This is a genomic window from Stagnihabitans lacustris (assembly GCF_025950525.1).
Classification (GTDB): Bacteria; Pseudomonadota; Alphaproteobacteria; order Rhodobacterales; family Rhodobacteraceae; genus Stagnihabitans.
In genome coordinates, this window is sequence record NZ_JAPDGS010000002.1 from 577,040 (window position 1) to 591,449 (window position 14,410).

15 protein-coding genes are annotated in these 14,410 nt (G+C 65.0%); 4 read left to right on the top strand and 11 right to left on the bottom strand.

Annotated elements, in window-relative coordinates:
• Positions 1 to 191: 191 nt before the first annotated feature.
• The 6 genes from pheT to pyk form a co-directional block, all read right to left on the bottom strand.
• The gene (gene pheT, locus NX862_RS07480) at positions 192 to 2,600 is read right to left on the bottom strand and encodes a phenylalanine--tRNA ligase subunit beta (protein WP_264493259.1); all 2,409 of its coding nucleotides are present in this window, start codon (positions 2,598 to 2,600) and stop codon (positions 192 to 194) included.
• 66 nt (positions 2,601 to 2,666) lie between these two features.
• Positions 2,667 to 3,740, bottom strand: a complete 1,074-nt coding sequence (gene pheS / locus NX862_RS07485; protein ID WP_264493473.1) for a phenylalanine--tRNA ligase subunit alpha — start codon at positions 3,738 to 3,740, stop codon at positions 2,667 to 2,669.
• Positions 3,741 to 3,859: 119 nt separating this feature from the next.
• On the bottom strand, positions 3,860 to 4,228 hold the full coding sequence (gene rplT, locus NX862_RS07490; RefSeq protein WP_264493260.1) for a 50S ribosomal protein L20: 369 nt from the start codon (positions 4,226 to 4,228) through the stop codon (positions 3,860 to 3,862).
• A 12-nt stretch (positions 4,229 to 4,240) separates the two neighbouring features.
• Complete coding sequence (gene rpmI, locus NX862_RS07495; RefSeq protein ID WP_264493261.1) at positions 4,241 to 4,441, bottom strand: 50S ribosomal protein L35; 201 nt, start codon at positions 4,439 to 4,441, stop codon at positions 4,241 to 4,243.
• A 104-nt stretch (positions 4,442 to 4,545) separates the two neighbouring features.
• Positions 4,546 to 4,755 carry a hypothetical protein gene (locus NX862_RS07500; RefSeq protein WP_264493262.1) on the bottom strand — a complete coding sequence of 70 codons (210 nt, stop codon included), beginning with the start codon at positions 4,753 to 4,755 and terminating at the stop codon, positions 4,546 to 4,548.
• 64 nt (positions 4,756 to 4,819) lie between these two features.
• Entirely contained in the window at positions 4,820 to 6,265 is a 1,446-nt protein-coding gene (gene pyk, locus NX862_RS07505; RefSeq protein ID WP_264493263.1) for a pyruvate kinase, read from the bottom strand.
• Between the two features lie 219 nt (positions 6,266 to 6,484).
• Here pyk and NX862_RS07510 point away from each other — a divergent pair, with 219 nt between their 5' ends.
• Both NX862_RS07510 and NX862_RS07515 read left to right on the top strand, forming a co-directional pair.
• Positions 6,485 to 7,207, top strand: a complete 723-nt coding sequence (locus NX862_RS07510) for an N-formylglutamate amidohydrolase (RefSeq protein ID WP_264493264.1) — start codon at positions 6,485 to 6,487, stop codon at positions 7,205 to 7,207.
• Positions 7,204 to 7,515, top strand: coding sequence for a DUF1244 domain-containing protein (locus NX862_RS07515; RefSeq protein WP_264493265.1), 312 nt, complete (start codon positions 7,204 to 7,206; stop codon positions 7,513 to 7,515). Before NX862_RS07510 ends, NX862_RS07515 begins: the two co-directional genes overlap by 4 nt.
• Before the next feature lie 85 nt (positions 7,516 to 7,600).
• On the opposite strand, the gene NX862_RS07520 is transcribed toward NX862_RS07515, so the two are convergent.
• The gene (locus NX862_RS07520) at positions 7,601 to 8,461 is read right to left on the bottom strand and encodes a D-amino-acid transaminase (RefSeq protein ID WP_264493266.1); all 861 of its coding nucleotides are present in this window, start codon (positions 8,459 to 8,461) and stop codon (positions 7,601 to 7,603) included.
• A 155-nt stretch (positions 8,462 to 8,616) separates the two neighbouring features.
• Between NX862_RS07520 and NX862_RS07525 the strand changes: the two genes are divergently transcribed.
• On the top strand, positions 8,617 to 9,576 hold the full coding sequence (locus NX862_RS07525) for an L-malyl-CoA/beta-methylmalyl-CoA lyase (RefSeq protein WP_264493474.1): 960 nt from the start codon (positions 8,617 to 8,619) through the stop codon (positions 9,574 to 9,576).
• Between the two features lie 212 nt (positions 9,577 to 9,788).
• Here NX862_RS07525 and NX862_RS07530 read toward each other — a convergent pair whose 3' ends face one another.
• Positions 9,789 to 10,622, bottom strand: a complete 834-nt coding sequence (locus NX862_RS07530) for an AraC family transcriptional regulator (protein WP_264493267.1) — start codon at positions 10,620 to 10,622, stop codon at positions 9,789 to 9,791.
• Positions 10,623 to 10,747: 125 nt separating this feature from the next.
• On the opposite strand from NX862_RS07530, the gene NX862_RS07535 reads away from it, so the two are divergent.
• Positions 10,748 to 11,707: an acetyl-CoA carboxylase carboxyltransferase subunit alpha gene (locus tag NX862_RS07535; protein WP_264493268.1), complete on the top strand. Its 960-nt coding sequence runs from the start codon at positions 10,748 to 10,750 to the stop codon at positions 11,705 to 11,707.
• A 257-nt stretch (positions 11,708 to 11,964) separates the two neighbouring features.
• On the opposite strand, the gene NX862_RS07540 is transcribed toward NX862_RS07535, so the two are convergent.
• The 3 genes from NX862_RS07540 to NX862_RS07550 are packed head-to-tail and all read right to left on the bottom strand — an operon-like array spanning position 11,965 to position 14,236.
• Positions 11,965 to 12,687, bottom strand: coding sequence for a lysophospholipid acyltransferase family protein (locus NX862_RS07540; protein WP_264493269.1), 723 nt, complete (start codon positions 12,685 to 12,687; stop codon positions 11,965 to 11,967).
• A complete protein-coding gene (locus NX862_RS07545; RefSeq protein WP_264493270.1) occupies positions 12,687 to 13,568 on the bottom strand; it encodes a cell division protein FtsX in 882 nt (293 codons plus the stop codon). The genes NX862_RS07540 and NX862_RS07545 overlap by 1 nt, the downstream gene beginning before the upstream one ends.
• Positions 13,565 to 14,236: a cell division ATP-binding protein FtsE gene (locus tag NX862_RS07550; protein ID WP_264493271.1), complete on the bottom strand. Its 672-nt coding sequence runs from the start codon at positions 14,234 to 14,236 to the stop codon at positions 13,565 to 13,567. The genes NX862_RS07545 and NX862_RS07550 overlap by 4 nt, the downstream gene beginning before the upstream one ends.
• Positions 14,237 to 14,410 lie beyond the last annotated feature (174 nt).

Sequence of the window (14,410 nt, forward strand, 5' to 3'; positions counted from 1 at the left end):
TGTGTTGTGATCGGAGCGACCTGACCTTGGGACCATGGCTGCAAAGAAAAAGGGGCGCCCTGGTCGAGGCGCCCCTTTTATCTTTTCCCACATATACCGGCCGGGCTCGGGGAGGCAGCGCGTCCCAGCCGTGGGGCCAGACGACCGGCCGACGGCGGCGTCGGGGCCAGACGCGCGGCCGGGACGCCGCTTTACTTCCGCAACATGCCCCCGGTGGCCTTTGTCACCTTTTCGACGATCTTGGCGCTGACGGCTTCGATATCGGCATCGGTCAGGGTCTTGTCACGGGGCTGCAGCCGCACCGACAAAGCGATGGACTTCTTGCCCGCGCCCATCTGTGCCTCGGCCTTTTCGCCGGTGAACTGGTCAAAGACCGCTACCTTTTCGATCAGCACCTTGTCGGCCCCCAAAGCGGCGTTCACCGCCGTCAGGGCCTCGACCCGGGCATCCACCACAAAGGCAAAGTCGCGCTCGACCGCTTGCAGATCGGACAGGCCCAGGGCGGGGCGCGTCGGCGTCTTGACCTTGGGGTCGGGCACATTGGCCACGGCAATCGTCAAGGCCATGGCCGGTCCCTTGACGCCCATTTGCGCCAGGACCTTGGGGTGGATCTCGCCAAAGGTGGCCAGCATGTTCGGCCCTAGGCCAATCACGCCAGAGCGGCCCGGGTGGAACCAGGCCGCCACCTTGCGGCTGACCTGCGTGCGCGCGGGCGCGCCGAGGGCAGCCAGCACCGCTTCGGCATCGGCCTTCACATCGAACACATCGACCGGCCGGCGCGAGGCAAAGGGGTCGCGCGCCGCATTTGCGCCCACCAGCAAGGCGGTGGCCATCAAGGCCTGTTCCCCAGGCTCACCCCCCGAAAACACCGGACCGACCTCAAACAGACCCAGGTCCATGAAGCCCCGCGCCTGATTGCGCGCCGCAGCCCGCAGCAGCCCCGGCAGAAGGTCGGGCCGCAGATGGGTCATCTCCGAGCTGATCGGGTTCTCGATCCGCACCGCATCTGACCCGCCGCCAAACAGCGCGGCATCCGCCCCGTCGATGAAGCTGTAGGTCACACATTCGTTATACCCCAGCGCCGCCAGGGTCCGGCGCGCGGCACGCTCTTTGACTTGGCTTGGCGTCAGGATCGGGCGCGGCACACCGGCCACGGCGCGGGTCAGGGGCTTGCCCTGCAGCTTGGTCAGGGAGGCGATGCGGGCGACCTCTTCGACGAGGTCCGCCTCGCCCAGCACATCGGGGCGCCAGGTCGGCGGGGTCGCCATGTCACCGTTCAGCGTGAAGCCCAGGGCCATGAGCGTGGCGCGCTGGGTAGCCTCGGGGATATCCATCCCCACCAGGGACACCAGCCGCGCCGGGTCCAGGCGATAGGCGCGCGCCACGTCCTTGGGCGCGCCATCCTGCACCACAGACGAGGCCTCGCCACCACACAAGTCCAGGATCATCTGGGTTGCAAGCTCCAGCCCCGGCAAGGTGAACTGGGGGTCAATCCCGCGTTCGAACCGATAGCGCGCATCCGAGTTGATCTTCAACGCACGCCCCGTCGAGGCCACGGTGATCGGGTCCCACCAAGCGCTTTCAAGGAAGACATCGACGGTCGCTTCGGTGCAGCCCGAGGCCTCGCCGCCCATGATGCCCGCCAGGCTTTCGACCTGGGTGTCGTCCGAAATTGCCATCATGCCGGCGGCCAGGGTATAGGTCTTGCCATCCAGCGCCAGCAGGGTTTCGCCCCCCGTGGCGGCATGGATGCGCAGATCGCCCTTCACCTTGGCCGCATCAAAGACATGCAGCGGGCGGTTCAGGTCATAGGTGAAATAGTTCGTCACATCGACCAAAGCGTTGATCGGACGCAGCCCGATCGCCTTCAGCCGCGCTTGCAGCCAATCCGGCGAGGCGCCATTCTTGACGCCGCGAATGACACGGCCTGCGAAATGCGGGCAGCCCTTGGCCTTCACGTCATCGGCAATCTTGACCCCGATGGGCGAGGGGAAGCCACCGGGCACGGCCTCGACCGCCATGGGCTTCAGCACACCCAGACCCCGCGCCGCAAGGTCACGCGCCACGCCGCGCACGCCCAAGGCGTCGGGGCGGTTGGGGGTGATCTTGATCTCGATCATCGGATCGGCCAAGGCCGGGCGGTTGTCGGCCAGCCAGTCGACAAACCTTTCGCCCACAGTGCCAGAGGCCAGCTCGATGATGCCGTTGTGTTCATCCGACAGCATGAGTTCGCGCTCGGAACACATCATGCCCTGGCTCTCGACGCCGCGGATTTTGCCCACGCCCAGCGTCACGTCGATGCCCGGCACGTAATCGCCGGGGCGGGCAAGAACCACGGTGATCCCCGCCCGCGCATTGGGCGCGCCGCAGACGATCTGCTTGACGCCCTCAAGCGTTTCCACCTTGCAGACCCGCAGCTTGTCGGCATCGGGATGCTTTTCGGCCTCAAGGATTTTCGCCAGGGTAAAGGCGCTGATCTTGGCCAGCGGATTGGCGATCTCTTCGACCTCCAGACCCAGATCGGTCAGGGCCTCGGAGATTTCGTCCAGCGTGGCCGAGGTATCCAGGTGATCTTTCAGCCAGGAGAGGGTGAATTTCATGTCTTGTCCCCTTATGCGGGCCAGAATTCATTGGCGTAGCCCGGGGTATACCCCGGGGTCCGACGGTTACGACGAAAGCCCACCGGGCAGGTTGGGCATGTCCAGCGCGCTGAACCCGTAATGGCGCAGCCAGCGCAGGTCGCTGTCGAAAAACGCGCGCAGGTCGGGGATGCCGTATTTCAGCATCGCAATACGGTCGATGCCCATGCCGAAGGCAAAGCCTTGCCACTGGGTCGGGTCAACGCCGGCCGAGGCCAGGACCTTGGGGTGGACCATGCCCGACCCCAGGATTTCCAGCCACGAGTCGCCCTCGCCGATCTTCAGCTGGCCGTCTTTCCACGAACAGCGGATATCAACCTCGGCCGAAGGCTCGGTGAAGGGGAAATGCGACGCGCGGAAGCGGAGTTCCACCGAGGGCACCTCAAAGAAGGCGCGGCAGAATTCCTCCAGCGTCCATTTCAGGTTGGCCATGCTGATGTCGCGGTCGATGGCCAGGCCCTCGACCTGGTGGAACATCGGCGCATGGGTCTGGTCCATGTCCATCCGGTAGACGCGGCCCGGAGCAATGACGCGGATCGGCGCGCCCTGCTCCATCATGGCGCGGATCTGCACCGGAGAGGTATGGGTGCGCAACACATGCGGCGGGCGCGGATCGTCCGAGGCGCGGGCCATGAAGAACGTGTCATGCTCTTGGCGGGCGGGATGTTCGGGCGGGATGTTCAGCGCGTCAAAGTTATACCAGTCGCTTTCGACCTGCGGACCCTCGGCCACGGCGAAACCCATGTCGGCGAAAATCGCGGTCAGCTCTTCCATCACCTGCGACACCGGGTGGATCGTGCCGCGCGGACGCGGGCGGCCGGGCAGGGTGACATCCAGCCATTCCGACCGCAGACGCTCATCAAGCGCGGCATCGGCCAGGGCGGCCTTTTTCGCCCGCAGGGCGGAGTCGATCTCGTCCTTGACCACGTTCAACATGGCGCCGGCGGCCTTGCGGGCCTCGGGCTCCATCTTGCCCAGGGTCGACATCAGGGCGGAAATCTCGCCCTTTTTGCCAAGGGCGGACAGGCGCACCTCTTCCAAGGCGGCTTCGCCCTGAGCATTGCCCAAGGCAGCAAGATATTTGGCTTTCAGCGCGTCCAGACCGTCCATCGGGGCCTCCTTCAATCGGAGTTGGTGCTAGCCCCTGACGCCCCCGGATGCAAGCGGACAAAGAAAAACCCCGCGCCAGAGGCACGGGGTTTTCCGGAATTTCAGAAGCTTCAGGCAGCGACCATGGCAGCCTTGGCTTGGGCGGCGATGGCGTTGAACGCCTCGGGCTCACGCACGGCCAGATCGGCGAGGACCTTGCGGTCGACGACGATGCCGGCCTTGTTCAGGCCGTCGATCAGACGCGAGTAGGTGAAGGCCGGGTCGAACAGCCGCACGGCGGCGTTGATACGGGCGATCCACAGCTGGCGGAACTGACGCTTGCGGGCCTTGCGGTCGCGGGTCGCATACTGCTGGGCCTTGTCGACGGCCTGCGTTGCGGTTTTGAAGTTGGTCGAGCGGGCGGCGTAATAGCCAGCCGCCTTGGCAATGACCTTGCGGTGACGGGCGTGCGTGACCTTGCCGGATTTGACGCGGGACATATCTGGCTCTCCTTAGCGGTTATACGGCATGTATTTTTTGACGATCTTCTCGTCGCTGTCGCACAGGATCATGGTCCCGGCGCTGTCACGGACGAACTTGGCCGTCCGCTTGATCATGCCGTGGCGCTTGCCAGCATTCCCCGCCTTCACATGGCCATTGGCCGTGAAGGAGAACCGCTTCTTCGCAGCGGATTTGGTCTTCATCTTGGGCATTTTGATCTCCGATCTTAAGCACGGCGGGCATGCCACATTCGCCCGGTCGTGCAGGGTATTCAGGTGGGGTCGTATAGGGGGGCTTGGCGCGGGGCGCAAGGGGGTCAGGGCAGGAACCGAGCCAGAACCCCAAGGAAAACACCGGGCAATTCGGCGAAAGTATAGGGGCGCCCGTGATCTTTCAGCGCGACCACGACAAGCACCCCGCCGATCAGCACGAGGATGGCGCCGATTCGCGGCACCTGCCCCTCGATCCAAGAGGATATGAGGGATGGGACCGACAGCACGAGGGCCAGCGATCCCACAACAAGCATCAAATCACTATCCATGAAAACCTCGGAAAAGGGGCCGCAGCCATCAGGTCGCGGACCCTTCCGATTATTCAGGATCGACGTTGGAAATCAACCGCTCATCGCAGGGGGCGACGCGCAGCACATTGGTCGTGCCCTTGACGTTGAAGGGCACACCCGCGGTCAGGACGATATTGTCCTCGACCCCGGCGAACCCCTCGTCGCGGGCGGCCTTGACGGCGGCCAGAACGGCGCCCTTCAGCCGGATTTGCGGTTCGCAGATGACGCAATGCAGGCCCCAGGTCAGCGCCATGCGCCGTGCGGTCGACATCAGTGGTGTCAGCGCGATCACCGGCACGCGCGGACGTTCGCGCGACACCAAAGCCGCCGTCGTTCCCGACTGCGAGAAGGTGGCGATGGCCTGGATATTGGTCGCCTCGGCGATTTCACGCGCGGCAGCGACGATGCCATCGGCGATGGTCTCGCGGCGGATCTGACGGCTGGACTCGATCACCTGGCGATAGGTCGGGTCCTTTTCGACCGAGATGGCCACGTTGTTCATCGTGGTCACGGCCTCGATCGGGAACTTGCCGGCAGCCGATTCGGCCGAGAGCATGATGGCATCGGCGCCTTCATAGATCGCGGTGGCGACGTCGGAAACCTCGGCACGGGTCGGCACCGGGCTTTCGATCATGGATTCCAGCATCTGCGTGGCGACGATCACCGGCTTGGCCGCGGCACGGGCGCCCCGGATCAGGCGCTTCTGGATCGGCGGCACGGTATAGACCGGCAGTTCGACGCCAAGGTCGCCACGTGCGACCATGATCCCATCAGAGACCTGCAGGATCGCGTCATAGGCCTTCACGGCGGCGGGCTTTTCGATCTTGGCCAGCACCAGGGCGCGACCACGGGCCAAGTCCTTGGCCTCCAGCACGTCTTCGGGACGCTGCACAAAGGACAGGGCCAGCCAGTCCACGCCCAGCTCGCAGGCGAATTCCAGGTCAACGCGGTCCTTTTCGGACAGCGCCGCCACGGGCAACAGCACGTCGGGCACGTTCACGCCCTTGCGGTTGGAAATCGCGCCCGGCACGGTGACGGTGCAATTGGCGTAATCCTTGCCGCAGTCATCAACCTTCATCGCGATCTTGCCGTCGTTGACCAGCAGGGTCGCGCCGGGTTCCAAGGCGGCGAAAATCTCGGGATGGGGCAGGTTCACGCGGGTCACGTCGCCCGGAACGGTCGACAGGTCCATGCGGAACTTGGCGCCCTCGATCAGGTCGACCGGGCCATTGGCAAAGGTGCCAACGCGCAGCTTCGGCCCCTGAAGGTCGGCCAGGATGCAGATCGGGCGGCCGGTGTCGGCCTCGACCTTGCGGATGATCACATGGCGGGCCCGAATGTCGTCATGGGTGCCGTGGCTCATGTTCAGGCGGAACACATCGGCCCCGGCTTCGAACAGGGCGCGGATGGTCGCGTAGTCGCTGGAGGCCGGGCCCAGAGTGGCCACGATCTTTACGTTCCGAAGGCGTCTCATGCCTTGATCCTTTTCGTCGTGTCTCGATTAACGGTGGGCCGCGGGTCTTATGGCCGATCCGGCAACGGGGGGCAACTGCCATGACGTCTTATGCCGTCGAAATGAACATTCTGCAAAGACCGATGCGAATTCCGCCGCTTTTGACGGCGAAAGCGCCGCAAAAGCCTGTTGCGCGGCAATGTGATTCCCTTTTTCGCCGTCTTGGCCTATGTCGGGGGCATGAGCGCCTTTCACATCCATGGGGCCACGCGCCCCGGCCCTTTTCTGATCACGGTGGACCATGCGTCCAACCGCGTGCCCCCCGATGTCTGCGGCGGCGACCTTGGCATCTCCCCTGCGGACATGGCCCGCCACATCGCCTGGGACGTGGGGGCGCTGGGGGTTGCGCTGGCCCTGGGAAAGCTGTTGGACAGCCCGGTCATCGCCAGTGATTTCTCGCGGCTGGTGATCGACCCGAACCGGGGCGAGGACGACCCGACCCTGGTCATGCGGCTTTATGACGGCACGATCATTCCGGGCAATGCCCGCGTGACCGAGGCGGAAATCGAGCGCCGCCTCAAGACGCTTTACCGCCCCTATCACGACGCCTTGGCCGGTCTGGCCGACGGCCGCGCGGTGGTGGCGATGCACAGTTTCACCCCCTGCCTGCGGGGCCGCAGCCCCCGGCCCTGGCATGTCGGTGTGCTTTATGCCGATCAGGACCCGCGCTTTTCCCGGCCCCTGATCGCGCGCCTGATGGCCGAGCCCGACCTTTGCGTCGGAGACAATGAACCCTATGCCGGGGCGCTGCCGGGTGACAGCATCGACCGCCACGGGCTGGCGCATGGCCGCCACAACACCTTGATCGAGGTCCGCAACGACCTCATATCCGATGCAGCGGGGCAGGGCGCCTGGGCCGCCCGCCTTGCTCCCCATCTGCGCGCCGTATTGGAGTCCCAATGACCGACCCGAAAACCGAACTTGAAGCCGCGGCCTTCCGCGCGCTGATGCATCACCTTCTGGAAAAACGCCCCGATGTGCAGAACATCGACCTGATGAATCTGGCGGGGTTCTGCCGGAATTGCCTGAGCCGCTGGTATCAGGAGGCCGCCGAGGCGCGGGGCATCGCGATGACCAAGGATCAGGCGCGGGAAGTGGTCTATGGCATGCCTTATGCCGATTGGGTAGCCAAGACCCAGACCGAGGCCGATGCGGCCAAGAAAGCCGCCTTCGAGGTGGCCTTCGCGCTCAATGTCGCGCCCAAGGGCTGAACTTTCAAACTGACCCAAATATTCCCGCCGGAGGCTCTTGGCGTCAACCTGCGCCTCCGGCGGGAATATTTAAGTCAGTATGAAATCAGACGGCGGCCTTGCGCATTTCGTCCAGGTAGATTTCCCGCAGGCGGGCGGCCACGGGGCCGGGCTTGCCGAGCCCAAGCGCCTTGCCGTCGATTTCCACCACCGGCATCACAAAGGCGCTGGCCGAGGTGATGAAGGCCTCGTCGGCCTCTTGCGCCTCGGTCAGGGTGAAGCTGCGTTCGACGACCTCCATCTGGGCCTCGACCGCGAACCGCAAGACGGCGGCGCGGGTGATGCCGTGCAAGATGTCGCTGGACAAGGCGCGGGTGATGATCCGGTTGCCCTTGACGATATAGGCGTTGTTGGAGGTGCCTTCGGTGACGAAGCCGTCTTGCTCCAGCCAGGCGTCATCGACGCCGGCCTTCTTGGCGGCCATCTTGGCCATCGACGGATACAAAAGCTGCACCGTCTTGATGTCGCGCCGTCCCCAGCGGATGTCGGGGACCGAGATCACCTTCCAGCCGGTCTTGGCGGCGGGGCTATCGGCCAGGCCGGGTTTGGACTGGGTGAACATCACCACCGTCGGGGGCAGGTCGGCCGCCGGATAGGCGAAGTCGCGGTCGCCCGGATTACCTCGGGTCACTTGCAGATAGATCATGCCGTCGACGATGTCATTCTTGGCCACCAGATCGCGGTGCAGGGCCAGCCATTCGGCTTCGGTATGGGGGTTGGTCATCTCCAACTCGCCCAGACTGCGCGCCAGGCGCACACAATGGCCGGCAAAGTCGATCAGCTTGCCGCCCAGGACCGATGTCACCTCATAGACCCCATCGGCCATCAGGAAACCGCGATCAAAGACCGAAACCTTGGCCTCTGCCTCGGGGAGGAATTCGCCGTTGACATGGACGATGCGGGACATGGGGCCTCCTGTGGGGTTTTCGGCGGTTTGGCGGCAATCTGACCCCGGGTCAAGACGCGTCTGGCTATTGCTGCGCCTGCGAAACAGCTTGCATGGGTCCGCGCAAGATTATAACCCTGACGGCGCAACGATTGAAACTTACTTGCGAGGCCATCTTGTCCTTTCGCCTGCAACCGACTCCGCCCGCCCGTCCGAACCGCTGTCAGCTTTTTGGCCCCGGCTCGCGGCCCGCGCTTTTCGCCAAGATGGCGGCCAGTGCGGCCGATGTGGTGAACCTGGACCTTGAGGATTCGGTGGCGCCTTTGGACAAGGACTCGGCCCGGGCCGAGGTGATCCGCGCCACGCATGAGGTGGATTGGGGCCGCAAGACCCTGTCGGTGCGCATCAACGGCCTGGACACGCCCTGGTGGTATCGCGATGTCGTCGACCTGCTGGAGCAGGGGTCACAGCGGATCGACCTTCTGATGATCCCCAAGGTGGGCTGCGCCGAAGACCTTTACGCCGTCGATGCCCTGGTGACGGCGATCGAACGCGCCAAGGGGCGGACGAAACGGGTGGGCTTTGAGGTCATCATCGAATCGGCGGCCGGGATCAGCCATGTCGAAGCGATTGCCAGCGCCAGCCCTCGTTTGCAGGCCATGAGCCTGGGGGCGGCCGATTTTGCCGCCAGCATGGGGATGCAGACGACGGGCATCGGCGGCACGCAAGAGAATTACTACATGGCCCGCCAAGGGGCGCAGTATTGGCCCGACCCCTGGCATTGGGCAACGGCGGCCATCGTGGCGGCCTGCCGGACCCATGGCATCTTGCCCGTGGACGGCCCCTTTGGCGATTTCGGCGACGACGAGGGCTTTCGCGCGCAGGCCCGGCGCGCGGCCACCCTGGGCATGGTCGGCAAATGGGCGATCCATCCCAAGCAGGTCGCCTTGGCCAACGAGGTCTTCACCCCCTCGGATGCCACGGTCCAGGAAGCCCGAGAGATTCTGTCAGCGATGGAGACCGCCAAGGCCGCAGGACAAGGGGCAACGGTCTACAAGGGGCGCCTGGTCGATATCGCCTCGATCAAACAGGCCGAAGTGATCGTGAAACAGGCAGAGCTTCTGGCGGATGCCTGAAAAAATGGCGCTGGTAAAAGTTTGTTGACAGGCGGGTAACGCCACGTCAATCATTCGTCCTACGGGGCGCGAAACAGTGTCCCACGGTATACCCGGCGACAATGGGAGAGGAGGCCCGGCGTCGCAACTTGGGGAGGAGGCACGCGCCCCGTGACATCGTCACGGGGCGCTGCTGTTTTCCGGGGCAGGCCCGCGGGGTCAGATTTCCAGGCTCAGGCCAGCGGCAAGCAGATCTCGGTCAAAAGATCCTCGGGCAGGGTGTCCATCGGCGAATTCAGATAGACTTCAAAGATCGGACAGTCGGCCGGCGTCTCGCCCGAGGTGGGCAGCCAGATGCCGAACAGCTGATCATAGGCCGCCTGAAGCCCGGCATAGGGCCCCCGAAAGGTCAGGACGGCATGGCGGCCGGCGGGAAGGGTGATCGCCTCCAGCGGGGCCGCGATGTCACCCTCGGGCAGGATCACCCCGGCATGAGAGCGCAAATCCGCCTCGGCCACGGCGCCGGGGCTGTCGTAATAGACGCCGACCATCAGCCCGGCCTGGCCGTAAAGCCCGCGGGCCCCCAGCGTGGCGCCCAGCTTTTCGAAGGCGCGGTTGATCTGGTGATAGGCGCCCTTGTGGGGCAGGCAGGCCAGGCGGCGGGCGGGGTCGGTCCGCAAGGTGACGGGATGCATGAGAGGTCCTTTCATTGGAAGGCTGAGGGTAAAGGGGCGATGCGCCCCCGACTTGCGAAAGGCCAAAGGCGTGGCACCGAAGTGATCGGCAAAGGCGCGGGCCAAAGCCGCCCGGCTGGGAAAGCCGCAGGCGTGGGCGATGCGGTCCACCGGCTCGCCCCCCTGAACCAGGGCCACGGCCGCGCGGTGCAGCCGCATTTGCCGCACCAGGGCCGCCGCGGTGATCCCGGTCATCGCCTGAAACACCCGGTGAAAGTGGAACCGCGACAGCGCCGCCACATCCGCCAGGGCGTCCAAGGACAGGTCGCCGGTCGGATTGTCATGGATGTGGTCGATGACCCGTGCCATCCGCCGCTCATAATCCTGTGCCATGATGCCTCCTTTCGCAGCCCCTTTCTGCACGCGGATCATGCGACAAATCTTGCCGAGTTGCACTTGGGCGGTTCAGGCGCCATATAGGGGCAGTGATATTAGGGCAGTAATGCTGGGAGCCTGCGATGAACTACCTTGAATTCGAAAAGCCTCTGGCCGAGATCGAAGGCAAGGCCGAGGAGCTTCGGGCCTTGGCGCGGGCCAATCCGGCGATGGATGTGGCCAAAGAGGCCGAGGGTCTGGACCGCAAGGCCGAAACCATGTTGCGGGACCTGTATAAGGCCTTGAACCCTTGGCAGAAATGCCAGGTGGCGCGCCATCAGGATCGGCCCCATTGCAAGGATTACATCGAGGGGCTGTTCACCGAATTCACCCCCTTGGCCGGCGACCGCAACTTTGCCGATGACCATGCGATCATGGGCGGGCTTGCGCGGTTCAACGATATGGCGGTGGTGGTGATGGGCCAGGAAAAGGGCCATGACACCAAGACAAGGATCGAGCGCAACTTCGGCATGGCGCGGCCCGAGGGCTATCGCAAGGCGATCCGCCTGATGGAGATGGCCGACCGTTTCCGCCTGCCGGTGGTGACGCTGGTCGACACGCCCGGCGCCTATCCCGGCAAGGGCGCCGAAGAGCGCGGCCAGGCCGAAGCCATCGCGCGCGCCACGGAAAAGTGCCTGCAAATCGGCGTCCCGGTGATCTCGGTTGTGGTCGGAGAGGGCGGCTCAGGCGGCGCCGTGGCCTTGGCCACCGCAAACCGCATCGCCATGCTGGAACACTCGGTCTATTCGGTGATCTCGCCCGAGGGCTGCGCCAGCATCCTGTGGAAGGACGCCGACAAGATGCGCGAAGCGGCCGAGGCCCTGCGTCTGACCGCCCAGGACCTGCAAAAGCTGGGCGTGATCGACCGGATCGTCAAGGAACCCCTGGGCGGTGCGCAACGCGGACGCAAGGACACCATCGAAGCGGTGGGCAAGGCCATCGAAGCCATGCTGAAAGAGCTTTCGGGCAAGAAGCCCGAAGCCCTGATCAAGGACCGCCGCGAAAAGTTCCTGGACATGGGCGTCAAGGGCCTTGCCGCCTGATCACTTCCAAAAGGAGCGCTGCGCGCAAGCCTTTTGCCTCGCCTCTGGGCCTGCGGCCCAACCGGCTCAGGTTTTGGCGCAATGTGAGACCCAAGATGTGAAACCCAAGAGGCGCAGGTGCAAACCCGCGCCTCTTTCGCTTTCATACTGACCGAAGTACTCCGGGGGGAGCGAAGCGGGGGGCGGCGCCCCCCACCGGAGACGCAGGCGCAAGCCGGAGCCGAGGCAAAAGGTTTGGCCGCAGGTCCCCGGCTGGATCAAGTCTCTGCCGGTTTCCAGCCCGCCTCGGCCATCAGCGCATCTGATGCCGGTTCGATCACCGCCTCGACCCGGCCCATGAAGGCCTTGACCTTCAGGCCCGGTTCGATCACCGGCAGGAATTCGATCACGGCAAGCCCCGGCTTGCGCAGCACCCCATGGCGCGGCCAGAAGACGCCGACATTGGTCGCCACCGGAACGCAGACCTGCTCCAGTTGATCATACAGCAGCCCCGCGCCGACCTTGTAGGGCAGGTCCGCCCCCGGCGCCACGCGCGTCCCCTGCGGAAAGATGATCAGTTGGCCCTTGACCGGGCTTGCCATCACATCCTGCTTCATCTTGACGATCGCCGCCCCACGCTTGCCCCGGTTCACCGGGATACACCCGGTCCGCAGCCCATAGAACCCGATGAAGGGCGTATACAGCAGCTCGCGCTTCATGATGAACTTCGGCCGGGGTAGAACCGAGGCCAAGATGAGGATGTCGAAAAAGCTTTGGTGCTTGGAGGCGATCAGCACCTCGCCCTGGGGCACCTCGCCCCGAACCTCCGACCGCAAGCCGACCAGAACCGCCGCCGACCAGCGCACATAGCGGCAATAGGTGTGGATCGCGGCAAAGGCCGCGCGGCGGGTGATCAGCGCCGGGATGGCAAAGCCGAAGGACACCACGGCCAGGGCCACATACATCTGGATGATAAACACCAGCGACAAGATCCAACGCATCAGGTCAACCCTTTCAGGGTGCGAAAGGCCGCAAGCCGGGTCGCGGCAAAGGCGATGGCGGCAGCCAAGGGAATGAAGCCAAGCGGCCAAAGCCAGCCCGCACCGGTAAAGCCAAGGCCGGTCAGGAACCCCCCGGCCTCGTCCTGGGCGGGCAGAAGAAAGACCCCCGCCGTCCCCGCCAGCGCGCCCACAACAGCGCCCCCGGCGGCCCGCATGGTGAAGCGCCTGGTGAAGGCGCGGGCGATATAGCCATCGGTGGCGCCAACCAACCGCAAGACCTTGATCACCTGCGCATTGGCCGCCAGCGCGGCACTGGCCGCCAGGGTGATCATCGCGGCCATGGTCAGCCCGATCAGCGCAATCGCCGTCACCCCCAGCACCCGCAGCGTCGCCGCCGCCTGAGCCAGGGGCCTGCGCCAGCGCAAATGGTCGTCCAGCACCGCGCCCGGCGCCTCGGCGGTCAGGCGCAACCTCAGGCCCTGACCGTCATAGCCCTGCGCGGCCTCGGTCAGCTCGACCAGCTGCGGCAAGGGCAGGTCGGCCAGCGGCAGGTCGGGGCCGAACCAGGGCTCCAGCAGGGCGCGGGTCTCCTCGACCGACAGGGCCCGGGCGCTGGCGATGCCCGGGGTTTCCTTTAGCACGGCCAGCACGGCCTTGGTCTGCAAGTCCATCTGGTCGTCGGGGGCGGAAATGCGGATCGTCGCGGTGCGGTCCAGGGCGCTGGCCCAGCGGGTCGCCAGCCGGTCGGCGGCCAGCGACAGCGCCAGGGCAAAGACCGCGAGGAAGGTCATCGCCCCCGCGGTAAAGCTTGTCAGCCAGGCCGGCGCGCCCGAAGGCGGCACGATGCGGTCATGGAAATTCTCGGGTCCCGGTGTGGTCACAGATCCGCCCCCGCCAATTGGATGCGCCGCTTTGATATCCGCAGCACCCGGGTCGAGATCTGCGACTTGGCCTGACGGATCAGGTTCAGGTCATGGGTCGCCACGACGATGGTCTTGCCCATCCGGTTCAGCTCGACCAACAGCGTCAGCAGGCGCAAGGACCGCTCCCAGTCCAGGTTGCCCGTGGGCTCGTCGGCCAGGATCACATCCGGCCCAGTGATCACCGCCCGGGCCAGCGCCGCGCGTTGCCGCTCTCCGCCCGACAGCGACGGCGGCAGGGCGGTGGCCAGTTGCCCCAGTCCCACCCAGGACAGCAGGTCCGACAGGTCGCGCGCCGGCGTTGGCCGCCCCGAAACCAGCAGGGGCAGGGCGACGTTTGACGCCAGCGGCAGATGGTCCAGGAACTGGCAATCCTGATGCACCACCCCGATCCGCCGCCGCGTCAGGGCCACGGCATCGCGGTTCAGGCTGCGCACCTCGCGGTCAAACAGCATGACCCGGCCCGCGGTGGGCAAAAGCTCGCCGTAGCACAGTTTCAGGAAGGTCGATTTCCCCGAACCCGAAGGCCCGGTCAGGAAATGGAACGACCCCGGCGCCAGGCGCAAGGATATCTCGGAGAGCAGCTCTCCGCCTCCGTAGGAATAGGCAGCATTTTCGAAGGCGATCACGGCGGCGCATTCCGGAGGATAAGGGCGAGGTGGAGAATTGCCGAGATGAGCGGCGGATTCAATCGACCCCATGTAGCAAAGCTGCAGGGGGAGGGTAAATAGTTAACATTTTGAGGACAAACCATTGGACCTCCCCGGTTTAGTTGCTACAAACTCCAACAAAACGGCCGCGAG